Origin of the sequence: Paenibacillus lentus (assembly GCF_042714055.1) — a bacterium.
GTDB classification, from domain to species: Bacteria; Bacillota; Bacilli; order Paenibacillales; family Paenibacillaceae; genus Fontibacillus; species Fontibacillus lentus_A.
Window position 1 is genome coordinate 37,009 of sequence record NZ_JBHGVC010000019.1, and the last position, 23,003, is coordinate 60,011.

Here is a 23,003-nt window from a genome sequence, read left to right on the forward strand (position 1 = left end):
AACATAGATAAGGAATGGGGGAGTGTGGTTTCCCCATTCCTTATCTATGCTTTAAGCTTATAGTATCAGACACGAAGATGCTGTTCATTTACGCTGTATGTCTCGCAATGACAAGCACTTTGCCTAAGTCCAGTTCCTTCTCGTAAAAAGCGGCTTCCGTCTCTGTAAATCCAAGCGAAACAATTTTAGCACGCAGCTCGTCTCCGCGCGAACGGAACAAGTTGGCAATGGCATCAAAGACGCCTTCTTCCTTAATACCGATTTCATTAGCAGCGGATGTGTCTGCAATTCGTTCTGTACGATCCTGGTCATGGGCAAGAACATAGATATGATCTTTCGCATATCCAGCAGAACGCAGTTCATTTACGGCTTCTACGGCCTGAACTCCATTCTGGACAACCTTGGCATAAGACTTCTTATCCGTCATACTCATCGTCAGCACTCTCCTTTGTCTATAATGAAATCCTATCCTTCTCTTTCGCTATGGCTGTTATTACCCTTCTCGCTGTGGTTTGAAACAGGCCTATTCATACAATTAATATAGGTTTTAAAATGCAATAGTATCGAATAAGTCGACACCTACAACGGCTCTCGTCTCAGGATCGCGGTAAATTTTGATCGCCGCTAGATCACGGATATATACATCCCCGTCTTCAGCCTCGAAATCAGGCTCGCCGAAGGCCTGCCGCAGCTCCTGCTTTTCCAAAGCCAACCATTTTTCGTTCACTTTGATTTTCTCGGGTGACGCATCCACATGCACATAATAGACCAAATCCTCATATAGCCCGACCGTGATATCCTCATAACGATATTCGGTATACCCGGAATAAGCATCCTTACTTATCGATAACGGTTGCCCTTTCTTCCGGACGACGCTTTCCCGATCGTCATGCAAAGTAACATCGCCCATAGAATGAAACTCTCCGATCGGCGAAGCTGCTTGGTCTTCTCCCGGTATGGCTCTTTCAGAGGAGGATAGCTGCGAAAGGGCAAGTTTCACAGAAAGCTGCGGAACGCTGTCCACGGTTGCCGGATTATGGCTTGCAGAAGCAGAAAGGAGCCCAAGCAGCAATAACATAATGTTCAGCATCGTTCTCACCTCTTTCTGGAGACTTGCCGTTTCGATTCTATTCCTAGTTTATGAGCGGTACTTGTGCCACACGCCGGAAGCTATGTCCACCCACTTCATCCAGCCTGGCTCTGACTTGGAATTCGCAGCGCGATCATAGGTCGAGCCATAAGTATGCATGGAGCGGTCAATAGGATGTTCTTCCTGGGCAACAACTTGCTCCGCTCCCGCCTTGCTTCCTGCTTTATGTGAGGTTTTCTTCATTCTTCCGATCAGGGAAGTGGATACCTGCTTGGCGGCAAGCGTCACTTCATTCAGCACGTCTCCGACATTTTTTACGGATTCCAGTACGGGATCGAGTTGCTTCATTTTATGTTCGACATCCTCGGTTATGCTGTTAGCCTGTCTAACGACCTGCTTGACTTCATAGCTAAGCTCGTCAACCGTCTTCTGAATTTCCTGCAGCGTCTGGGTCGTTTTATCCAGAGAATTTTCTGCTGCCTTCAAAGTTTTAACCAGGAAAACGACTAGTACCACAAATGCTACAGCAATAAGTGCAACGCTTATTTGCCAAATCATACAATTCCCTCTCTTTCCTGTCCTGACTTCGTCGATACTCCTTAGTTACCCTTGGTCTTTCGGGGCGAAACAAAGCGCCTTGTTCCGGCATTTTCCGAAATTTTTCCTCCTGTTTCATCCGGAATTCCCCCGGTTAATGACAACTACAAGCGACGGAACACCAAAATTGGAATCACTTCCGCATAGGTCATTTTACACACTCGTGTCCATGTCGCTTTAAGCTTCATACTACACTATTTTACTATGAAGGAAAGGTGATTATCATGTTGAAATGGTCAGTTATTTTTCTGATAGTAGCAATTATTGCAGGAATTTTCGGATTTTTTAATATTGTAGCTGCCGCTGCTTCAATCGCTAAAGTGCTATTTTTCATTTTCCTAGTATTGTTCGTGATTTCCCTTTTCACCGGACGCAGCCGTTCACTTTAAATAGAAAGCCCACCAAGAACGTCATGACATAGATCACAACCAATGAGCTAGGCAAAAGGTTAGAAATAAAAAAACAAGGCGGCCCTTTCGACGAAGGGGCCGCCTTGTTCTAATAAGAAGATAAATACCTCGCTATTTCAAGCCAATCCAGCGTAAATTTGATCGTGATATGCCGATCATGGAATAGTATATTCTCTATCGCAACCGGATCGGGCACATAGGGGGCCGGATCGATCTCCACCTGCTCCAGCCCGAATATAGCTGGAGATAAGGACAGCATCCTGACCTTAACTGCCTCCGGGTTCAAAACTAATCGCCCGGCCGAATATCCCATGCTATACTGAACCGCTGCCCCGATCTCCATAGAACCCCACTCGGCATGAATATGAACTGTAAGCAGATCCCCGGCAAGCTGGAACTGCATCCCGTTAATCGTTACAGGAAGTTCATAGCTCTCCAACGCCTGAGCCAGCTTCTGTTTGGCCAAATCATTAAACTCTTCCTCAGAGAGCTCTATTTCCGGCTTACGGGTTTCAATCATCCTCGTGAGCTTGTCCTTCCAAGCAATTTTCGAATAGCTCATGTCCAGGGGGCGTTCGGGGCGGATGTACCAAACAGCGGCGGCCGCGAGCAAAAATACTATAAGCAAGAGCAAAAACAGGCGCAACCCCCATTTAGACCGTCTTTTTCTCACACCAGACCTCTCCTTTTCAAACCTTTTATTAAAAACTATCATTTAAATTGATTCTTAAGTTGCTTGATTGTTTATTACATAAGTACGAACAAGTATACAATCAAATATATTCAAGGAGGAGTTTCAATTGAAAAAATTTGCAGCTATTACCGCTTCCGTAATCATTTCCGCCGCCCTGGGTACTGCAGCCTCGGCAGCAGAGACAGAGGCCGTCACCCCGAATCTTGATGAGCCTATTATTCAAGTCGGCGAAACCGTGATTGCTCCAAACCCTATCGAATTATTAAATAATACTACGTTCTATAGTAACCCTAATGGCGAAGCTCTGAGCGCACTTGCTCCGCAGTTTGTTCACCCGACCGGTCAGACGATCAACGATTGGGTAGAAATATACACTTGGCTCGGCAAAGCCTGGATTAATGTTCCGAACTATGTTCCTGACTATAGCTAATTTATAACACAGGATATACGATGAATGCACGAAATCGCTCCGCGGACAAAGGGTTTCCCTAAGTTCTGCGGAGCGATTTCAAGTTATATGCTATCGAATTGGATACTATTGAAGCACACTTCCACCGAATAAGAAGCGGCGTTCCCATGACCCGCTCAGCTTATCGATTCGCACGCCGCCGGATTTAACGGAATAGGTCTGCAGCAGCTGACCGTTACCGATGTACATCGCAACATGCGTGATCCGTTCACTGTTCTTGTCAATGCCTTCATAGGCCGAAGCGGAGGAGCCTTTATAGCTCATAAAGAAGACAAGATCGCCTGCCTTCAAATCGCTTATGCGATAGACCGGTCGGCTGTTTTCCTTGATCCAGGCACCCTGCTTCCGAGAATCGGACGGCAGCGTAATGCCTAGTGCCTCTTTATAAATATGTCTTACGAAATCAGAGCAGTCGAAGGTGGCTGTTGTATTCCGGTTAGACCCGAACTCGTAAGGAGTTCCCAAATACTTTTTTCCCGTCCGGATCACTTGATCCACCTGCTCCTTGATGTTCGCTGGCGTAGAAGGGTCTCCTCCCCCTTGAGATCCTTCTTTTCCGCTAATTTGCATATATTTCGTCGATGAGCTGACATACCCGGTCAAGCCTTCATCGGTCTTTACTTTATAAAATGATTTGTTGGCTTCCTCCAAAATGGTCACGCGAGTGCCTTTATTCAGCATTTTAATAATCTTGCCCGAGGTGGATGGCGAGCTGCGCAGATTGACCCCATAGATCACGAGGCCGCTCCTTTCCGTTTCCGAAGGCCCCTGCCCCGGTGTTGTACCTTGAAGCGAGATATATTTAGGCGCGGAGCTGACATAACCGATCTTCCCTCCGGCATCCTTCACTTTATAGAAATAGCCGTTGCTTTGCTCCAAGATTTGAACCGCTGTACCCTTTTTTAAAAAGCCAATGACCTCTCCCGACATCGAGGGCTCGTCCCTTAAATTGACTCCAGCCTCAATAAGGCCTGACTGCACGGTATTTTGCTGGGACGAGGCCGCTGACGCTGCCGTCGGCATAGCCGAATAAATGGATAATGCCATAGCACTGGATAATAATATAGCCACACTCCGTTTCATTGATGAAAAACCTCCTAGATGCGAATTGGAATTATGGGTATTACTTCTAATTCCTCCTTTCTTTTAACTTCTATCCATTATATCCTTTGTCGAACTTTGTCTAAATAAGTCGATTTTCGTGTTATCTGCACTAAAATCCTACTAACTACCCAATTTATAAAAATAATTGTTATAAGTAACAAGTGATTAGTATCACAATGCCATGATGCTGACTTGCATATAATGATCGCGAACACATAAAATTTTAACTGCAGGAGGAATGAACCATGGACAATATTAAGACTACAGTTAACGCGACAGAATACCCGCCGCAACTAAAGCATAAGACCATTTTTGCCGCTTACAACGACTTAAAGGAAGGCGAAGCCATGCTTCTTATCAATGATCACGATCCTGTGCCGCTTCGCTTTCAGTTTGAATCTATGCACCCGGGACATTTCACATGGGATTATGTTGAGCAGGGGCCTGCTATTTTTCAGGTAAGAATCGGCAAAATTTAATACCGGCAGGGGAGGTTGTCACGTGGCCAATATTACAGTCATCGATGAGAAGAAAATTCAAATCTCTCTGGAGCTCGATGATGCGCTAACTATGATTGCCGAGGCTGGGAACAATGTCAATTTATACGCAGATGAGATTGTGACGATTGCTGAGAAAATGCCGGAGTTTCAATATACTTACTTCTGCTTCTACGCCTATGATACGGCTGCCTTGTTTGAGAAAATGCTAGGTATCGATCCAAAGCAATATCTCTCCTTCTCACTCCATGCACCTGACTCCTTCTTTTACACTTTGTACGGTGGCATGAAAATGTTAAGCGGCGTAATCAGTCAAGTCAAAGCATAAATACGCATCATGATATAGAACTAATATTCTATTCATTCAGGAGAGCAGCAGCTCTCCTTTTTCTATGCCAGCATCGTCTCTCTATGACCAGGGTCACTTTCGAGGCTCGTGAATCGCAGTAAAATGGTCAGAATAACAAACTGGGAGGGAATTCTGATGAGGGAAAATGATACTGTCCAGCAAGCTCCATCCATCGGTGCCCAATTGCTGCTGGAATGTCTGGTCGAGGAGAAAGTAGACACGATCTTTGGTTACCCCGGCGGGGCCGTTATCCCTATATATGATGCGTTATACGACTGTCCCGATATCCGGCATATATTAACTCGGCATGAGCAGGCAGCCATCCATGCAGCGGACGGCTATGCCCGAGTGACCGGAAAGCCTGGAGTCGCGCTGGTCACTTCCGGCCCGGGAGCAACCAATGCTATTACGGGGATCGCCAATGCATTTATGGATTCCGTGCCGCTGGTCGTTTTGACGGGACAAGTATCCACCAACCTGATTGGTCGCGACAGTTTTCAGGAAGTGAACATTTACGGGATGACCATGGATGTCACTAAGCATAACTATGTGGTCAGGAATGTGGCAGAGCTGCCGCGCATCGTCAAAGAAGCGTTCCATATTTCCTCTACGGGAAGACCAGGCCCTGTTCTCATCGACCTGCCTAAGGATGTGATGACGGCAGCAACCGCTGGTCTCCTGCCCGCTGCACCCCTGAACATCCGCGGCTATCATTCAACCCCGCCAATAATGGAAGAAAAGGTTATCCGCATTTGGGATTCGATCAAGCAGGCGAAGCGTCCGGTCATTCTTGCTGGAGGAGGCGTCATCTCCTCGGGAGCTACCGAGGAACTGGTCTCTCTGGTCGAACAAACAGGCATCCCCGTCGTAAGCACGTTGATGGGGATTGGCGCCTTCCCGGCAAGGCATCCCTGGTATTTAGGAATGGTTGGCATGCATGGCACGTTTGCTGCCAATCGGGCGGTTCATCAAGCAGATCTCCTGCTCTGCCTCGGAACGCGATTTAATGACCGCGTGTCAGGCAAGGCGCAATCCTTCTCACCAGGCTCATTGAAGATTCACGTCGATATCGATAATGCCGAATTGAATAAAAATATCCCGGCAGAAATATGTATATCCGCGGATATCCGTGATCTGTTAAACCGTCTGCTGCCTTTGGCTGAAAGCGGTAAACCTTCACCTTGGTTAATCGAGGCAACGAAATGGCCTAAGAAGGTTCCCCATTATTCTAAACAAGAAGGACAGTTAAGCCCGGGCGAGGTTATCTCGCTTCTGGATCAATTTACACAAGGGGAGTCTATTGTAGCTACGGATGTCGGGCAGCATCAAATCTGGACTGCACATCATTATAAATTCGCCCGCCCGCGATGTTTCCTGACCTCGGGAGGCCTCGGTACAATGGGCTTCGGCTTCCCGGCCGCTATAGGAGCCGCAATCGCTGACCCCTCCAAACAACCCGTGTTATGTATTACGGGCGATGGAAGCTTTCAGATGAATTTGCAGGAATTGATGACTGCTGTCGACTATGATTTGCCAATCAAAATTGCCATCCTGAATAATGGATATCTCGGTATGGTTCGGCAATGGCAGCAGTTATTTTATCAAAAACGCTACTCTTCCGTCCAAATCTCATCACCGGATTACGTCACTTTTGCTAAATCCTATGGCGTTACCGGTTTGCGGGCAAGCACTTTACAGGAAGCGGAAGCAATCATCCGGCAGAGCCTGAGTATACCTGGTCCGGTACTTATGGAATTCAATGTAAAGGAAGAACAAAACGTTTATCCTATGGTACCGCCGGGCGAAAGCAACGACCAAATGATTACCCAAGATTGATCCTCTCGATCATCCGGATCCGGCAAAGCCAAAAGAACCGTCAGAGTATATCCACTCTAACGGTTCCCCCCTAGGCCCCGGTCTTCGGCTCTACATGGACATGAACATGCATGACGTTCCGAATGCGCCGCATCTGCTCTTCAACACGGTCGCTGATTTCGTGGCTTTCCATTACGGTAAGCAGCGGATCTACTTCAATGACAACGTCAACGAGCACATGATTGCCATGGACGCGCGCTTTCACATCCCGTATACCCTCTACTCCCTGAATTCTAGCGATAGAGCTTCGCAAATCTCCTAGCTCACTCTCATCGAAGCCATCGGTCAATCGATGCGTCGAATCCCTGAAAATATCCCAAGCCGTTTTACAAATTAATAGTCCAACTGCAAAGGCCGCTACGGTATCTAGCCAGGGCAATCCGAATTGAGCTCCGATAATGCCGACGGCTGCACCGATACTCACGAGGGCATCCGATAAATTATCCTTCGCCGCAGCCATCAGCGCCTGATTGTTGATTTGCGTAGCCAATCTTCGGTTATAAGCATAAACGAACCACATGGCTACCGCACAAATCAGCGCGACTGCAGCAGAACGGATATCCGGCTCAGCCTCTACCCCCGTTACTAAAGATCGGATCGAACCGTAAATAACTTGAATCCCAACCATCGCCATAATAAAAGAGGCCAGTAAGGCGGCAATCGTCTCGGCTCGCATATGCCCATAGGCGTGATCGGAATCCGGCGGCTTTTGAGATATGCGCAGACCTATCAATACGGCAAGTGAAGCAACGATGTCGGTTACGTTATTGAAGCCATCTGCCAATAGGGCACTCGATGCAAAGAGGTACCCGCTGATCAATTTAAATGCAGACAGAACCAGGTAAGCGGCAATGCTGATCCAGGCGCCCCGCTCTCCTCTGCGTATATCGTCATAAATGTTCAAATCTGCACCTCCAGCTCCTTCTCTATATGAAAAACAAAACTTGTTGTATCATCGTAGCAAATCAACTTCGTGTGAGTCTAGAGAAACAGTGTTGCCTCAGGCTAAAGCAAGCGTTATTCATTATTCCCGTTGTCCAATAATTTAAAAACGTATAGAATAAGAGCAACCCCTTTTCCTATAGGAGATGATTTCATGACAGATAGCAATGAGCCTCGAAAAATTGATTTAGCAGAAGCCATGCGCCAGAAGCTGCAGCAAAAAAAACAGCAGCAGAATGCCGCGAACAAGCCTGGGTTTACGGGAACTCAGCAGACAAAAGCTATGAAGAGCCAGAACAATAAGAAACCGAATAATCAGCGTCGTCGTACGGGCGGGTCATAGGAAAGCCAAAAAAAGCCTGGCAGGGAGTTTCCCTGCCAGGACTTTTTTGTTTATGCGTCAGGTTAGCGATTAGATTACTTTTCTGCGGGATACATTTGCTTGCGCAAATTTTGAATCTCTTCGCTCTCCAAATATTCATCGTACGTCATGACGCGATCAATAATGCCATTCGGCGTAATTTCAATAATCCGGTTGGCAATCGTCTGGATGAATTGATGGTCATGGGACGTAAACAGAATCGTTCCGTCGAAATCGATCAAGCCGTTATTCAGCGCCGTGATGGACTCCAAGTCCAAGTGGTTCGTCGGCTCGTCGAACAGCAGGACGTTCGCGCCGTTCAGCATCATCTTCGCCAGCATGCAGCGAACCTTCTCGCCCCCGGACAATACGCTCGCCTTCTTGAGCGCCTCCTCCCCGGAGAACAGCATCCGGCCCAGGAAGCCGCGAAGGAAGGTCTCGTCCTGATCATTGGAATATTGCCGCAGCCATTCGACCAAATTGATATCGACGCCATCGAAATAGCTGGAGTTGTCTTTCGGGAAATAGGCTTGCGACGTCGTCACGCCCCAGCTGTACTCTCCTGCGTCCGCTTCCAGCTCGCCCATCACGATCTGGAAGAAGGTCGTCTTCGCCAGTCCGTTCGGCCCGACAAAAGCGATTTTATCGCCTTTATTAACGACGAAGCTGACATTATCCAGCAATTTCTCGCTTTCCACCGTCTTGGTCAATCCATCGACGCTCAGAAGCTGCTTGCCTGCTTCGCGCTCGGACTTAAAGTGCAAGAACGGATATTTCCGATTCGAAGGGCGGATATCGTCGAGCGTGATTTTGTCCAGCTGCTTCTTCCGGGATGTAGCCTGCTTCGATTTGGAGGCATTCGCGGAGAAACGCTGAATAAACGCTTGAAGCTCCTTGATCTTCTCTTCCTTCTTCTTGTTAGCGTCACGCTGAAGCGCCAACGCCAATTGACTGGATTCATACCAGAAGTCATAGTTGCCGACATACAATTGAATTTTACCGAAATCAATGTCCGCGATATGCGTACAAACCTTATTCAGGAAGTGACGGTCATGGGATACGACGATAACTGTTCCTTCATAGTCCATGAGGAAGTTTTCCAGCCACTGAATAGATTCCAGATCCAAGTGGTTCGTCGGCTCATCCAGCAGCAAATTGTTCGGACGACCAAATAGGGCTTGGGCCAACAGAACCCGAACCTTCTCGTTTCCGCTCAGTTCAGCCATCTTCTTGTCATGTAAATCACGTGAGATGCCAAGTCCGATGAGAAGAGCGGCAGCGTCCGGCTCAGCATCCCAGCCGTTCAGCTCCGCGAATTCTCCTTCAAGCTCTCCGGCCCGCATGCCGTCTTCTTCGGAGAAATCCGCCTTGGCGTACAACGCGTCCTTCTCCTTCATAATGGAATACAGACGGGTATGCCCCATGATTACCGTTTCGAGAACGGGGAACTCGTCATACTCGTAATGGTTCTGCTTCAGCACCGCAAGGCGCTCATTCGGGGTCATATGCACTTCGCCCTGGTTCGGCTCGATCTCACCGGATAAGATTTTGAGGAAGGTTGATTTACCTGCCCCGTTCGCACCGATGAGGCCATAGCAGTTACCCGGCGTAAACTTTATATTCACATCTTCAAAAAGTGCTCGTTTTCCATAACGGAGCGTTACACCAGTAGTACTTATCATTTCGGCATTACCATCCTTTATTAATAATACACACTGGTCAACATTATAGCATAAATCATGGCCGGTCGCCCCAATGGAAAGCGAATTACGAGCAAAAAAAAAGACGCAGCGCACGAGCGTCTTTGCATTCGTTGAATGATGATCTTAACCTTGTTTCCTTACCCGCTTCCAGGATAGCGAAGCGTCTCGCCGTGAAGCAAAATTTTAATGGCCTCTTCCGCGATTCCGCGGCGCTTCCGATCCTCTTCCAATCGATCCAGCGCCTCCCGGGCCGTATCATCCGCTAACCGGAATGTACCGTAATGCATCGGGATCATCAGTTTGGCTTTTACATCGAGGAACGCCTGCAGCGCCTCCTCCGGGGTCGTATGCTGGGAGGTCATGAACCACTCCGGCTCATAAGCTCCAATAGGCATTAACGCTATATCGATTTTGTATCGATTGCCTATCTCTTCAAAGCCGCGGAAATAACCGCTATCGCCTGCGAAATAAAGGACTTGAGCCTGCTCTCCTTCATGCACCCGCGCCGGTTCCAGCACATATCCGCCCCAATGCGACGTGTTCATGTCGAACAGCGTACGGCGCGTCCAATGCTGGGTCGGCACAAATGAAATTTTGACATCGCCGATCTCCAGATGCTCCCACCAGCTCAGCTCCTGCACGCGCTTGAATCCTTTACGCCGCAATTTGCGCGCGAGCCCGATCGGCACGATAAGCTGAGTATTTGCCCCATACAGCTTACGGATGGAAGCGATATGCATATGATCGTAATGGGAATGAGAGATGAGAATAACATCAAGCTCGGGAACGTCCCCGATTGGAATTCCCGGCGTTCCGAGTCTACGTTGAAATCCCATCCGTCCGGCCCATACGGGATCCGTAACGATATTCAAGCCTTTATACTGAATCAGAAATGTGGCATGGCCAACCCAGGTGACGGTAAGCTCGCTCTTATTCTCCTGCAAATAATCAAGCTGCGGCGGTGAGTTCGGAATGATGTAAGAATAATCTTTCTTCTTTCTGCGCCGCTCTTCGCGCCATTGCCTGAATTGTTTCAGTGATCTGTCAGTGTTTATATTATCGATGTTCGTGTAGCGCTTTTTAGCCATTCTTGAGGAATCCCTCCTTCTACTCCCCTCCAGTTTGTTCATTGCGTTTCTAATTTTACTATACATACTTAGAACATATACACCCGTAAATCCAAATGATTAATCAAAAATTAATCGGAAGGATCCTTAAACCGATAGGCGTAAACGAATAAAAATAAAACTGCGCCGATAATGACCAGCTGCGGCGCCCACATCATCAAGAAATGCTCCATGGCGCACCTCATCCTTTCTCCGGCGATCCTCCCCGAATATATTTGGCATCAAATAGAAACAAACGCATCAGCAGCACAAGAGAAGGAATTAAAATGAACAGCCCGGCAATAAAGGCAGTGATAAGCGCAACCGCCATCGTCTCATTCGTAAAACTATCGTAAATGCTCACTTGTTTAAACAGGATGTAAGGCAAATGAGAACGTCCATATCCATACCAGGCAAAGCCGAATTGCAGCATAACGAGCATAAAGGACCAGCCTAGATGCCGTCGTCTCCAAACGAAGTAGATCGCCAGCAGAAAACAGACGAATGAGGCGGCGAACATCCATGCAATATGGAGCATATTTTGGAAATGCTCCGGATTATGCCGGTTGAGTTGAAAAAAAGCAAGCACGGAAGCGATGATCGTCGGGGCGCTCCACATTAGCGCATAGCCTCGAAGCACTTCAAAGGCCAATCGGTCTCCTGCCTTTTTCGAGTAATACGTCAGGAACATCGCAGAAATGTACAGCACAGAGACGATGGCCAGCACAATAACGGACCAGGTGTAGGGACTTGCGAAGAACGCTGCCCAATCCAAGGTCACTTGGCCGCCCTCTTCCCGGATAATGCCGCCTTCCGATATTGCTAGTACCGTCGACAATGCGGCGGGAATGAGCAGCCCTGTCGCTCCGTAGATAGCCATGTATGCTTTATTGTCCTCTCTGCTGCTTCCGTAAGTGTTGTAAGCATAATATGCGCCCCGAAGCCCGAGCAGCACGGTAGCCAGACTGCCCGGAACCAGCAGCGCCGTACCGTAGAAATACGCCGATACCGGAAAGAACCCCACAAGGCCTACAACGAAAAAGATCAAAAATACGTTCGTTACTTCCCACACCGGGGAGAGGTAGCGCTGAATAATGTGGTGAATTCTATTCCGGTGTCCTGTTATGACGCTGTAATAGCTAAAAAAACCGGCACCGAAGTCGATGGAAGCTACGATCAAATATCCGAATAAAAACGTCCAAAGCACCGTAATTCCGATGATTTCATAGCTCAACCCAGCCCCCCTCCTTCGATTCCCCGCTCTCTCATTTCTTCGAATACGTCTTTATTGCGGAAAAGTTTGGCCAGCACGTAAATACACGATATGCACAACACGAGATACAGAATGATAAACAGCACGAGCATCGAGCCGACATGCGGTGAGGTCGTGGCCGCATCGGCGACTCTCATATACCCCCGGACGATCCATGGCTGCCGGCCGATTTCAGCGAACATCCAGCCCAGCTCAATCGATACCATCGCGAACGGCCCAAGCGTCAATATGCCGATCAAAAGCCATTTCGGGTATCCTTTATTCCGGCCCGGGAGTCTGCGGCGCAGCAGGAACAGGAAGGGAATAAGAACAAGCAGCATACCGATCGTCACTTTCATGTCGAACATATAATGAATCAGCAGCGGCGGCCAATCATTCTGCGGAAATTCCTCCAGTCCGACCACTTTGGTGCTTGGCGAGCTGCCGGCCAAAATGCTGAGGGCATAAGGAATACGCAGCGCATATTTGATTTCATGGTTCTCACCCAATATGCCTCCGTAAATGAGAGGCGCCTTCTCCATCGTATTGAAATGCCATTCTGCTGCGGCCAGCTTCTCCGGCTGGTATTTAGCGAGAAATTTGCCGGAGAAGTCCCCGATCACCGCTGTCGAGATCGCAAAGACAAAGGTACTGGTCACCGTCAGCTTGAGCGCTTTTTTAAAATAAGGATGATTTCTCCCTCTCAGCATGCTATAAGCAGCAATGCCCGCCAGCAGTCCGGCGCTCATCGTTAATGAAGAAGCTAAAACATGGGATACCTTGGTAGGCGTCGCCGGATTAAACATTGCTTTAAGCGGATCTATATTCGTAAACACCCCATTCTCCAATGTAAATCCTTGCGGAGTATTCATGAACGCATTCACCGTAGTGATAAAGAACGCCGAGGAGAATGCCCCGAGAACGACCGGAATCAGCAGCAGCAGATGCAAGCCTGGCCGCCTGAACCGCTCCCACGTATACAAATATATGCCGAGAAAAATCGCCTCTACAAAGAATGCAAAGGTCTCCATAAACAACGGAAGTGCTATCGCCTGCCCGGCTACCCGCATAAAGCTGGGCCATAGCAGGCTGAGCTGCAGGCCAATCGAGGTTCCGGTAACTACGCCGACCGCCACAGAAATAACGAATCCGCGCGCCCACCTGCGAGCCAGCAGCGAATAATGCGGATCTTTATTTGTAATCCCCCTCCATTCGGCCAAAGCGATAATTAACGGGACGCCTACACCAATTGAGGCAAAATTAATATGTACAAATAAGGTGAGTCCGGTAAGAATCCGGCTCAGCGTTACTGGATCCGTAGAAAACATGAGTATGGTTCAGCTCCCTTTTGGTCATAATCACGCTGCCTGACTGCGCCCCAGATCCAACTGGCGCACCTATGTACCGGAGGGCACTTTTGATCGTGGCATACAGCATAATTATCGCTACGACGAAGCATATGACGATAAGTATTCTTTCCTGCCTCTGAAACATGATATAGTTGCGCCTCCTATGGAAGTCAATTTTTCTACCTGTAGTGTGCCGCTTCGGTTCCTTTTTATTCCTGACCGGATCTTCGCGAGGCCGCTCCTTCCGAGACTTGGGTAAACTCATTCCTTGATGTACAATAAATTCAAAGGAGTGTGAACAAATTATGAAAATCGTATTTATCGAACCGACGCCGAGCCCGAACACGATGAAGCTCCATCTGAGCGTAAGTCTCGAGCCGGGAATCCGTAAAACATATACGCTCGACAACGAGCGCTCCGCCCCGCCTTGGATCGGGAAAATGCTGCATATCCCCGGGGTGAAGAGCGTATTTCATACAGCCGACTTCGTCGCGCTTGACCGGAAGGGCAACGCCGATTGGTCTGCCATTTTAAGCGAGGTTCAAGCCCAGTTCGGCCAGGAGGGCATTGCCTCTGCCTGGGAGCAAGGCGAAGCTGAGGCTGCGCAGGGATATGGCGAAGCACAAGTATTCGTGCAGTTCTTCCGCAGCATCCCGATGCAAATCCGCGTAAAATCCGGCAGCCTGGAGGAGCGGATCGGTCTGGGAGAACGCTTCGTGTCCGCAGTGACCGAGGTGTCCAGCGCGACGCTCATCAAAGAACGCAAGCTGACCGATTATGGCGTGCGTTATGGAGAGCTGGCGGAAATCGCCCGCGAGGTGGAGCAGGAGCTGGAAGCGGCATATCCGCCGGACCGGCTTCAGGCGCTTGTCGCGCAGGCGATCCAGCACGGAAGCAGCGAAAGCGAATTCGTCGAGCAGCGCCGCGAGCTTAGCCTCGATGAGGTTCGCGAGCAGTTGAAGAGCGAGGATTGGCGCGTCCGCTATGCGGGCCTCGAGGCGCTGAAGCCGGATGCCGCAGCGCTGCCGCTGCTCGCTGAAGCGCTGCGCGACAAGCAAATGCAGGTGCGACGCCTCGTCGTCGTCTACCTCGGCGACATCGGTACGCCGGAGGCGATGGAGCTGCTTTACGAGGCGCTCCGCGATAAGTCGGCAGCCGTGCGTCGTACCGCAGGCGATACGCTATCCGATATTGGCGATCCTGCGGCGACAGATGCCATGATCGCTGCGCTGCAGGATTCGAGCAAGCTGGTTCGGTGGCGGGCGGCCCGCTTCCTCTATGAAGTCGGCACGGATGATGCGAAGGAAGCGCTCCGCGCTGCCGCGGATGATCCCGAATTCGAGGTTGGCCTTCAAGCGAGAATGGCGCTTGAGCGGATCGAATCCGGTGAACAGGCGGCAGGCACCATCTGGCAGCAGATGGCCCAGCACAGACAGAGCAGCTCGAAGAATGCTTAGCTTAGCAGCGCGCTGCATCGGCTAGCCACAGAACTAGCTGATCCAGCTGACTTAGTTATCTAGCTGCTAATCCGGTGAATCCAGCTATCTGTCAGCAATGTCAAGATTTATCCATTGCTTTGGCCTAATGGCTGCTATATACTGAATAATCATTTCAATGAAACTAAATACAAACCTCATCAGTCATTCGGATGAGGTAGAGGTCGCGATGGTGATAAGTACATCTGAGAAGGCGAAGAAGCCGCCGATGAATCAGATGGAAAGGCAGCGTCGCCGAAGTATGGCGTCAAGCTTCCAAGGACGAACATACTGGGGCTGTTTCCGAAAGGGACAGAACTGTCACGGCTGCCTGCCTATAAGGACGCCGTGTTGAGCTATCTTTACGAACTATGATGGGATCACGGTATGACAACGAGACCGCGGAACCTTTCCCGCGGTCTTTTACTTTTTCTTTTATTCACCTACACACGGAGAGGATGCAGACAATGGGCAGTAAAAACACAACAGTAACCGACAATTTAAAGCCCGGATTAAAGGCCCGCCATATGACGATGATCGCGCTTGGCGGCTCGATTGGCACCGGGCTATTCCTAGCTAGCGGAGGAGCAATCGCTTCAGCTGGCCCAGGCGGTGCCCTTCTCGCATACGCCGCTGTCGGAATCATGGTCTATTTCCTCATGACCAGCTTGGGCGAGCTCGCTACGTATATGCCGGACTCAGGATCATTCGAAACCTATGCTTCGCGCTTCGTCGATCCTTCCCTCGGCTTCGCCATGGGCTGGAATTTCTGGTACAACTGGGCGATTACGATTGCTGCCGAGCTTTCAGCTGCCACGCTGATCATTAAGTACTGGTTCCCCGAAAGCTCTTCGCTGTTATGGAGCGTTTTGTTTCTCGGCCTGATTCTCGGCCTCAATCTATTGTCCGTCAAAGGATATGGCGAATCAGAGTATTGGTTTGCCACGATAAAAGTTGCAGTAGTCATCATATTTCTCGTTCTCGGCGTCCTGATGATTTTTGGCATTATCGGCGGGGAAGCGGTCGGCTTCAAAAACTTCACGATCGGGGACGCGCCGTTCCATGGCGGATTCTTCGCTTTTCTCGGCGTGTTCATGGCCGCGGGCTTCTCCTTCCAGGGAACGGAAATGGTCGGCGTCGCTGCAGGTGAAAGCGATAACCCCCGGGAGCATGTTCCGCGGGCTATCCGGCAGGTATTTTGGCGGATTTTGATATTTTATATTTTAGCGATCCTGGTCATCAGCTTGCTGATCCCATATACGAATCCCAATTTGCTGAAAGAAGGCATAGAGAGCATCGGCGTTAGCCCGTTCACCCTCGTATTCGAAAAAGCCGGACTAGCCTTTGCGGCTTCCGTAATGAACGCGGTCATCCTCTCCTCCGTGCTGTCGGCCGGCAACTCTGGCATGTACGCGTCCTCCCGCGTGCTCTATTCTTTAGCCAAACGAGGCAAAGCGCCGAAGTTTCTCGCTCGGCTCAGCCGCCGGGGACTGCCGGTAAATGCCCTGCTGCTGACGACTCTGGTCGGGATGACCGCCTTCCTGGCCTCCCTGTTCGGAGATGGGGTTGTTTACACCTGGCTGCTCAATGCTTCAGGCATGTGCGGCTTTATCACCTGGCTGGGCATCGCGATTAGCCATTACCGCTTCCGCCGAGCCTATGTTGCCCAAGGAAGAGATTTGAACGATCTTCCCTACAAGGCCAAATGGTTTCCATTCGGCCCGATCTTTGCCTTCATTCTCTGCTTTATCGTGATCTTGGGGCAAAATCTGTCCGCCTTCACCGGTGGACAGATCGATTGGTACGGCGTTGTTGTATCCTATATCAGCGTTCCCTTGTTCCTAATCATTTGGCTGGGATACAAATGGATCAAACGCACAAAGGTAATTCCTCTGCAGGAATGTGAGCTTCATCCGCCATCACAAAAATTATAGCCTTCCCGAAGCACAAAAAAGAGCTGCCCAGAAGTAGATTTCTCTACTTCGGGCAGCTCTTTCATTTTAATCTGAAAGATTGCTAAATTACTATCTCACTTGTTCTCCCAATGGATCTCGACTCGCAAATCGTTAGTTCCTTCCAGCGGCTCGGCCAGATAAGAAATATTCTTAATCTTAAGCTCGTACAAGCTACCCAAATGATCGACTAATTGCCGCTCCGAGCCTGCGTACCTGATGGTGACGGTACTCTGCTTATTGCTGACGGCTTGTTTGACCTGTCCTTGAATTCCCTGTACATTTGTGACCGCAGAATCAGGGCTGTACAGCGTATATTCCAGCTGCTTCTCCAGTTCCTGCAATCCCGCGGCAGCTTGCCCCCCCGCGGTTATTAAAGAACTGAGCGTATGACGATAGGATTGCTTTGCAGCCGGAGTTGCAATATTCCAGTTGTGCGTCTTTCTCATCTGCTCGTCCGTTCTCATGTAATATCCGTATTTAACGACCCCGGGCATATCTGGAGCAGGATCATCCCACGTAGTATCAAGATGGTACCATTGTCCTTCCAAGTGAACGAGGTTCCAGGCATGGAGCTGGCCGCCCGCACTGCCTTCGACAATTCGATTGTTGATCCCTGCTTGCTGCAGCAGCTTGTACGTTAACAGGGTATAGCCTTGACATACCGCCTCGCCTGTCTTCAGCCCCTCGTATGCGGTGTACTTCTGCAGGCCTTCATCATATTTCATATTCAACACGACATAATCGTGAATCGCCTTAATTTTCTGGTGCTCATTCATGCCAGGCTTTATGATCTCCTCAAGGATCACCTTCACACGGCCATCGACATAAGCCGATTGCTCAGCGGTTTCCCGGTAATGAATTTGAAAAGTAATTTTTGCCGAACCGGAGGTTCCTTTCCAGGAATATGTATAGCGATCAACGACATACTTGGTGTAAGGATCGCTCTCCAACGCCCCGTTTACGGCTTCCTTCAAAATATCCTTCAAGTTGCTCGTTGTGCCCTGATATTTTACAGTTATCGTCGTTTGCCTAGCTCCCATAAATTCAGCTAGTGTAGATTGCAGCTCCTTGGAAGAGGTTACGGTAGCTGTCTCCGCAGCAGCTGTCTCCGATTTTGCGTACACTTCACTATAGCCGACGCCCGGGGGGACGGCACCAAATACAATGGCACTTGTGATCCCTGCCGTAATCCATCGTCTTGCGATTTGCTGCTTCATCATCTCCCAACCCTTCTACATAAAATATAGCGATCAGCGTTGTTCAAGCCCATTGTAACATAACCTGATATGAAAAGGTCTTCTAGTTTTGTCGAATCTCCCTTCCCCCTCCTCTCTGCTGCTCTCCATGATCAGATGTCAAAAAAGACGCTAAACTGCCTTAATTTCCTATCTGATTTCCTTTTAAATGGATAGCAGTTTAGGTATAATATAAAACATGTTAATGGTGTGATAAATATCATTGCGCAGTCAGCCACAATAGAAACGGAGAGACAAGTTATGACTATAGTAAATATATCGGACATTTCCGTTCAACTTTTCATTACTGTGATGTTTTTCATCCTGATCATCGCCCCAGTAGGCAGTTTGGGTTTGCTGCGCCTGTTTCAAGGGCGGAAGAAAAGCGGACTTATCTTGATCGGAAGCGGAATTGTCAGTTATATCGTATTTCAGCTTGTTGTCGGCCTTTTTGTCTGACACTATTTATCCAACATCGTATTCGCATCCATGAAAATTTAAAGAGGAGACGGGGTTAGCCGTTCTCCTCTTTCTTGTTGTTTTATATTCCAGCGCAAGTTGCCTGGCGTAATATATGGATAATTTAAACTTGCTCCGCCAAAGCCTTCTTCAGCTGAATCTTGTTCATACCTAGTATACGGCGCCCGCCGATCACCGTCACTGGAACGGAGCGCAAGCCATATCCCATACCTGCTGGGCAAAATCATCGCTTTTATTATCATGGTGTACCTCGTAAGAAATGCCTTTCTCCGCTAGAAGCTTTTGACTTAATGGCAGTTCTGACGATTTGTGCTTGTATATACGATGATTTGACTCATAGGCTCTCCCTCTTCGAGTTAAATTGCCGCCTATTATTTCGCGGCTGCAGCCGCTGTCTCATGCTCCAGGCTCTCAATAAATTTCTCGCAGTCGATAGCCGCCATGCAGCCGCTGCCTGCAGCAGTAACAGCTTGACGATAACGGGTATCCTGAACGTCACCGCAAGCGAATACTCCCGGTACGTTCGTCTCGGACGTTCCCGGCTTCACCACGATATAGCCGTTCTCATCCGTATCAATTTGACCGCCAAGGAAGCCTGTGTTCGGATGATGGCCGATGGCTACGAATACGCCGCTAGCTTCGATTATTTCTTCTTCACCGGTTGCATTGTTTCGCACTTTAAGACCAGTTACGCCTACCTCGTTCGTAACCACCTCAATCGGCGTACGATTGAGCGCCCATTCTACCTTCTCATTGGCACGCACGCGGTCTTGCATAATTTTCGAACCGCGCAGCTCGTCGCGGCGGTGAACCAGCGTCACTTTGGATGCGAATCGCGTTAAGAAGCCTGCTTCCTCCAGCGCGGAATCCCCGCCGCCAACGACGATAATTTCCTTCCCGCGGAAAAAGAAGCCGTCACAGGTCGCGCAGGTGCTCACACCGCGGCCTACATTGTCCTGCTCTCCCGGAATTCCCAAATATTTAGCGGTTGCTCCTGTCGAAATCACCAGGGTTTCGGACACCAGTTCTCCGATGCCTTCTACTTGAAGCTTGAACGGACGGCTGCTCATATCGACCGAGTTCACCCAGCCCATACGGAATTCAGCACCAAAACGCTCCGCCTGCTTACGCATGTTATCCATCAATTCAGGCCCTAAAATCCCTTCTGGAAAACCAGGGAAATTCTCTACATCCGTCGTTGTCGTCAATTGACCGCCAGGCTGAGGCCCTTCAATAACGAGAGGGCTCAAGTTCGCACGCGCCAAATAAATCGCTGCTGTCAGCCCCGCAGGGCCGGTTCCAATAATAATAGATTTATACATATAGAATATCCTCCTTCAAGGCAAATTCACCGAGCACTAGAAAACATTTAATAAATATTGTTAATTTCTAATCTTTATTATCTTGTAATGAGCAGCCAAGGTCAATATTTGTAATCGTGGTGTTGAGTGAAGTTTGCATGAAGGATTCATGAACGGAACGGTTCTGCTTCAGCGAAGCAGACGGAGCCCGTTCAGGATAACGAGAAGCGTGCTTCCCTCATGCCCTACTACACCTAGAGGCAGTGATATTCCTTGTGCAAAATTGCCGACGATTAACATTAAAATGATGCAGGCCGCAAAAATCAAATTTTGTTTCACGATTTTGCCGGCGCGGCGAGCCAATGCCACGGTTTCCGCGACCATTTCCAAGTTGTCGTTCATCAATACGACATCCGCCACCTCCAGAGCTGCTCCTGTTCCACCGCCCCCCATTGCGATGCCGACGGTAGCGGCGGCAAGGGCTGGAGCATCATTGACCCCGTCCCCGACCATGACGATATGTCCGTGCTTGGTTCGTAAATTCTTAACGTGATTCACCTTATCCTCTGGCAGTAAATCGCCGAATACCTGATCGACGCCAGCCGCTCTCGCTACCGCCTCGGCCGTTCCGCCGCGATCACCCGTCAGCATGACCGTGGTAATCCCCATTTCGCGCAATTTAGAAATCGCGGCAACCGCTTGAGGACGGATGATATCCTGTAGAGCAATGAGCCCTACATAATTGTTGTCCTGTAAAATAAGAGAGACGGTATTTCCTTCGGCCGCTAATATTTTCAGTCGTTCCAGCAGTGCTGCAGGCATGGCAGCGTCATGCTCATCCGCCTTGCCTATCCGCCACAATTGTCCGTCAACCCGAGCCTCGATTCCCCACCCGGTAATGGCTCTCATATCTTCCGCCGCCTTAAGCTGCAAGCCCTCAGCAGCAGCCTTGTTCACGATAGCACGAGCAAGCGGGTGCTCGGATAAGCTCTCCGCCGAGGCGCATGCCGTCAGCACTTCCAGGCGATCATAGCCGTCAGCCACGAACAATTCCGTAACGACCGGCTGTCCTGCCGTTAGCGTTCCGGTCTTGTCGAACGCAACCACCTTCGTATTGCCTAAATTGTCCATATGCGCTCCGCCTTTGAAAAGAACGCCCTTTCTAGCGCTCTTCGACATAGCCGAGAGCATTGCCGGCATGACGGAAGAGACTAAGGCACATGGCGAAGCAACAACAAGAAATACCATCGCTTTATAAAAAGTGAATGACCAGCTCCAGCCCAGCAGGATCGGGGCTAACACAATGAGCGCAGCCGTTGCCGCTACGACAACCTTGGCATAGATGCCCTCCAGCCGCTTGATGAAACGCTGGGATTCCGGCGTCTCATTCTGCGCCTGCTCGACCAAAGCGATAATTTTGGCAAACAGGGTGCCTTCGGCTGGACTCGTTACTTCCACATATAAGGCGCCTTCTCCATTCAAGGTGCCGGCAAATACGCTGTCTCCGATCTCTTTATCCACCGGAATGGACTCACCGGTAATCGTGGCTTGGTTTACGGCAGAGCCGCCGCTGCGAACCAATCCATCGGCGGGAATGACCTCGCCCGGTTTAACCAGCAGCAGATCGCCAATCACCAGCTCCTCCACAGCCACGACCTTCATACCATCCTGGCCCACTTTCATTGCCGTCTCCGGCTTTAAGGAAATAAGCTCTGAAATATCCTTATGGCTGCGTTCGCTAGCAAAGGACTCCAACGCGCCGCTCAAGGCAAATATAAAGATAAGCATCGCGCCTTCATTCCAGTAGCCAATAGAAGCAGCCCCCAAGGCAGCGGCAATCATAAGCAGATTAACGTCCAAATCCCGTTCCTTGATTAATGTCTCCAGGCCTTCCTTGGCCTTGAGAAATCCTCCCATTGCATACGCGGCAATATATAAAAGAACGGATATCGTTTGTGAGAATGATCCTACTCCCCATGCTATTAGCATAAGCAGACCACTGCCCAAGGCAAAGACAATTTCGCGGTGTCTCAGCATGCTTAACAGCGAGTAGCGGCGGCGCTTTCTTGGATCAGGTGAATTGGCGGATTGCTGGACAGTTGTGACTCCTTTGTGTATGGCTTGCATGTAAATCTCCTCCCTTAATCTGATGTCTAATTGAGAATGAATACTATTGTTAATGCCCTTAAAATGGCACATGCTGCCCCGGGATCATCCCGGAGCAGCATGTAATTGAGAACGATAATCATTTTTGCATTAGAACAATAATTTTTCCTTAGCGAAACTTTAGCTTTATTTTAAACCTTATTTTACTTTATGTAAATAGGCGAAATAAACGGCCTTATCATCCCTTCCATAATCTTCACGGTAATATTAAAGAACAAAATGCACATCCCCATCCTCGGGTTAAGCTACTCTTTAAAATGAAAATCACCGCCGGTTTTAGGTAAGGTTGGATTTTGTTTGGGATTAGTTTGGGGGTTAGTTCGAGTTTAAGTTGAGTTGAAGAGTTGGATGGAGTGGAGGTGGGTTCGAGTTAGGGTGGAGTTAGGCCAGAGTTTAGTTGAGTTGAATGGAGTTGTTTGGAGTTGACGTTGGATGGAGTTGGCTTGGAATTGGTTTCGAGCTGGCTTCAAGTTGGCTTGGAGTTGAGTTCGCGTTGGATGGAGTTTGATTTGGCTTTGGTAGGTGAATTTAATTGAAGCTAACTGTATTTCATACATCTATTTAGTGTCAATTAGAGCAATTTTGCAATCTAG

Annotated in this window: 24 protein-coding genes and 1 riboswitch; of the genes, 9 read left to right on the forward strand and 15 right to left on the reverse strand. The window is 49.2% G+C overall.

Annotated elements, in window-relative coordinates; all coding sequences use genetic code 11:
* Positions 1 to 88 precede the first annotated feature (88 nt).
* From ACE3MQ_RS25750 to ACE3MQ_RS25760, 3 genes are all read right to left on the reverse strand, one after another.
* On the reverse strand, positions 89 to 433 hold the full coding sequence (locus tag ACE3MQ_RS25750; RefSeq protein WP_379398196.1) for a YflT domain-containing protein: 345 nt from the start codon (positions 431 to 433) through the stop codon (positions 89 to 91).
* 114 nt (positions 434 to 547) lie between these two features.
* Positions 548 to 1,090, reverse strand: a complete 543-nt coding sequence (locus ACE3MQ_RS25755) for a hypothetical protein (RefSeq protein WP_379398198.1) — start codon at positions 1,088 to 1,090, stop codon at positions 548 to 550.
* Between the two features lie 48 nt (positions 1,091 to 1,138).
* Positions 1,139 to 1,648 (reverse strand): DUF948 domain-containing protein, encoded by a 510-nt coding sequence (locus tag ACE3MQ_RS25760; RefSeq protein ID WP_379398200.1) that lies wholly within the window; start codon positions 1,646 to 1,648, stop codon positions 1,139 to 1,141.
* A 263-nt stretch (positions 1,649 to 1,911) separates the two neighbouring features.
* Here ACE3MQ_RS25760 and ACE3MQ_RS25765 point away from each other — a divergent pair, with 263 nt between their 5' ends.
* Positions 1,912 to 2,076, forward strand: coding sequence for a DUF1328 domain-containing protein (locus ACE3MQ_RS25765; RefSeq protein ID WP_125082230.1), 165 nt, complete (start codon positions 1,912 to 1,914; stop codon positions 2,074 to 2,076).
* A gap of 109 nt (positions 2,077 to 2,185) precedes the next feature.
* On the opposite strand, the gene ACE3MQ_RS25770 is transcribed toward ACE3MQ_RS25765, so the two are convergent.
* Positions 2,186 to 2,770: a hypothetical protein gene (locus ACE3MQ_RS25770; RefSeq protein WP_379398202.1), complete on the reverse strand. Its 585-nt coding sequence runs from the start codon at positions 2,768 to 2,770 to the stop codon at positions 2,186 to 2,188.
* A gap of 127 nt (positions 2,771 to 2,897) precedes the next feature.
* Here ACE3MQ_RS25770 and ACE3MQ_RS25775 point away from each other — a divergent pair, with 127 nt between their 5' ends.
* On the forward strand, positions 2,898 to 3,221 hold the full coding sequence (locus ACE3MQ_RS25775) for a hypothetical protein (protein ID WP_379398204.1): 324 nt from the start codon (positions 2,898 to 2,900) through the stop codon (positions 3,219 to 3,221).
* Between the two features lie 105 nt (positions 3,222 to 3,326).
* Here ACE3MQ_RS25775 and ACE3MQ_RS25780 read toward each other — a convergent pair whose 3' ends face one another.
* A complete protein-coding gene (locus ACE3MQ_RS25780; RefSeq protein WP_379398206.1) occupies positions 3,327 to 4,343 on the reverse strand; it encodes a C40 family peptidase in 1,017 nt (338 codons plus the stop codon).
* Between the two features lie 266 nt (positions 4,344 to 4,609).
* Here ACE3MQ_RS25780 and ACE3MQ_RS25785 point away from each other — a divergent pair, with 266 nt between their 5' ends.
* From ACE3MQ_RS25785 to ilvB, 3 genes are all read left to right on the forward strand, one after another.
* Entirely contained in the window at positions 4,610 to 4,843 is a 234-nt protein-coding gene (locus ACE3MQ_RS25785) for a DUF2249 domain-containing protein (RefSeq protein WP_379398208.1), read from the forward strand.
* Positions 4,844 to 4,865: 22 nt separating this feature from the next.
* Positions 4,866 to 5,189, forward strand: coding sequence for a hypothetical protein (locus ACE3MQ_RS25790; protein ID WP_379398210.1), 324 nt, complete (start codon positions 4,866 to 4,868; stop codon positions 5,187 to 5,189).
* A 156-nt stretch (positions 5,190 to 5,345) separates the two neighbouring features.
* Positions 5,346 to 7,046, forward strand: coding sequence for a biosynthetic-type acetolactate synthase large subunit (gene ilvB, locus ACE3MQ_RS25795; RefSeq protein WP_379398212.1), 1,701 nt, complete (start codon positions 5,346 to 5,348; stop codon positions 7,044 to 7,046).
* Between the two features lie 70 nt (positions 7,047 to 7,116).
* Here ilvB and ACE3MQ_RS25800 read toward each other — a convergent pair whose 3' ends face one another.
* Positions 7,117 to 7,989 carry a cation diffusion facilitator family transporter gene (locus ACE3MQ_RS25800; protein WP_379398214.1) on the reverse strand — a complete coding sequence of 291 codons (873 nt, stop codon included), beginning with the start codon at positions 7,987 to 7,989 and terminating at the stop codon, positions 7,117 to 7,119.
* A gap of 192 nt (positions 7,990 to 8,181) precedes the next feature.
* Here ACE3MQ_RS25800 and ACE3MQ_RS25805 point away from each other — a divergent pair, with 192 nt between their 5' ends.
* Entirely contained in the window at positions 8,182 to 8,370 is a 189-nt protein-coding gene (locus ACE3MQ_RS25805; protein ID WP_379398216.1) for a hypothetical protein, read from the forward strand.
* Between the two features lie 74 nt (positions 8,371 to 8,444).
* Here ACE3MQ_RS25805 and ACE3MQ_RS25810 read toward each other — a convergent pair whose 3' ends face one another.
* The 5 genes from ACE3MQ_RS25810 to ACE3MQ_RS25830 all read right to left on the reverse strand — a co-directional run bounded on the left by ACE3MQ_RS25810 (position 8,445) and on the right by ACE3MQ_RS25830 (position 13,777).
* Complete coding sequence (locus tag ACE3MQ_RS25810) at positions 8,445 to 10,070, reverse strand: ABC-F family ATP-binding cassette domain-containing protein (RefSeq protein ID WP_379398218.1); 1,626 nt, start codon at positions 10,068 to 10,070, stop codon at positions 8,445 to 8,447.
* 158 nt (positions 10,071 to 10,228) lie between these two features.
* Positions 10,229 to 11,179, reverse strand: a complete 951-nt coding sequence (locus ACE3MQ_RS25815) for an MBL fold metallo-hydrolase (RefSeq protein ID WP_379398220.1) — start codon at positions 11,177 to 11,179, stop codon at positions 10,229 to 10,231.
* 110 nt (positions 11,180 to 11,289) lie between these two features.
* Positions 11,290 to 11,391 carry a cytochrome bd oxidase small subunit CydS family protein gene (gene cydS, locus ACE3MQ_RS25820; protein WP_379398222.1) on the reverse strand — a complete coding sequence of 34 codons (102 nt, stop codon included), beginning with the start codon at positions 11,389 to 11,391 and terminating at the stop codon, positions 11,290 to 11,292.
* A gap of 8 nt (positions 11,392 to 11,399) precedes the next feature.
* Positions 11,400 to 12,431 carry a cytochrome d ubiquinol oxidase subunit II gene (locus tag ACE3MQ_RS25825; protein WP_379398224.1) on the reverse strand — a complete coding sequence of 344 codons (1,032 nt, stop codon included), beginning with the start codon at positions 12,429 to 12,431 and terminating at the stop codon, positions 11,400 to 11,402.
* Positions 12,428 to 13,777: a cytochrome ubiquinol oxidase subunit I gene (locus ACE3MQ_RS25830; RefSeq protein WP_379398226.1), complete on the reverse strand. Its 1,350-nt coding sequence runs from the start codon at positions 13,775 to 13,777 to the stop codon at positions 12,428 to 12,430. The genes ACE3MQ_RS25825 and ACE3MQ_RS25830 overlap by 4 nt, the downstream gene beginning before the upstream one ends.
* Positions 13,778 to 14,103: 326 nt before the next feature.
* Here ACE3MQ_RS25830 and ACE3MQ_RS25835 point away from each other — a divergent pair, with 326 nt between their 5' ends.
* A complete protein-coding gene (locus ACE3MQ_RS25835) occupies positions 14,104 to 15,255 on the forward strand; it encodes a virulence factor (RefSeq protein WP_379398228.1) in 1,152 nt (383 codons plus the stop codon).
* A gap of 189 nt (positions 15,256 to 15,444) precedes the next feature.
* Positions 15,445 to 15,640: riboswitch (Lysine riboswitch) on the forward strand.
* Between the two features lie 100 nt (positions 15,641 to 15,740).
* Entirely contained in the window at positions 15,741 to 17,207 is a 1,467-nt protein-coding gene (locus ACE3MQ_RS25840) for an amino acid permease (protein WP_379398230.1), read from the forward strand.
* Positions 17,208 to 17,302: 95 nt separating this feature from the next.
* On the opposite strand, the gene ACE3MQ_RS25845 is transcribed toward ACE3MQ_RS25840, so the two are convergent.
* The gene (locus tag ACE3MQ_RS25845; protein ID WP_379398232.1) at positions 17,303 to 18,448 is read right to left on the reverse strand and encodes a transglutaminase domain-containing protein; all 1,146 of its coding nucleotides are present in this window, start codon (positions 18,446 to 18,448) and stop codon (positions 17,303 to 17,305) included.
* Positions 18,449 to 18,724: 276 nt separating this feature from the next.
* Between ACE3MQ_RS25845 and ACE3MQ_RS25850 the strand changes: the two genes are divergently transcribed.
* Entirely contained in the window at positions 18,725 to 18,922 is a 198-nt protein-coding gene (locus ACE3MQ_RS25850) for a hypothetical protein (protein WP_379398234.1), read from the forward strand.
* Positions 18,923 to 18,960: 38 nt separating this feature from the next.
* Here ACE3MQ_RS25850 and ACE3MQ_RS25855 read toward each other — a convergent pair whose 3' ends face one another.
* The 3 genes from ACE3MQ_RS25855 to ACE3MQ_RS25865 all read right to left on the reverse strand — a co-directional run bounded on the left by ACE3MQ_RS25855 (position 18,961) and on the right by ACE3MQ_RS25865 (position 22,371).
* On the reverse strand, positions 18,961 to 19,185 hold the full coding sequence (locus ACE3MQ_RS25855) for a hypothetical protein (protein WP_379398236.1): 225 nt from the start codon (positions 19,183 to 19,185) through the stop codon (positions 18,961 to 18,963).
* Positions 19,186 to 19,314: 129 nt separating this feature from the next.
* Complete coding sequence (trxB, locus tag ACE3MQ_RS25860; RefSeq protein ID WP_379398238.1) at positions 19,315 to 20,265, reverse strand: thioredoxin-disulfide reductase; 951 nt, start codon at positions 20,263 to 20,265, stop codon at positions 19,315 to 19,317.
* Positions 20,266 to 20,433: 168 nt separating this feature from the next.
* Entirely contained in the window at positions 20,434 to 22,371 is a 1,938-nt protein-coding gene (locus ACE3MQ_RS25865) for a heavy metal translocating P-type ATPase (RefSeq protein WP_379398240.1), read from the reverse strand.
* Between the last annotated feature and the right edge of the window lie 632 nt (positions 22,372 to 23,003).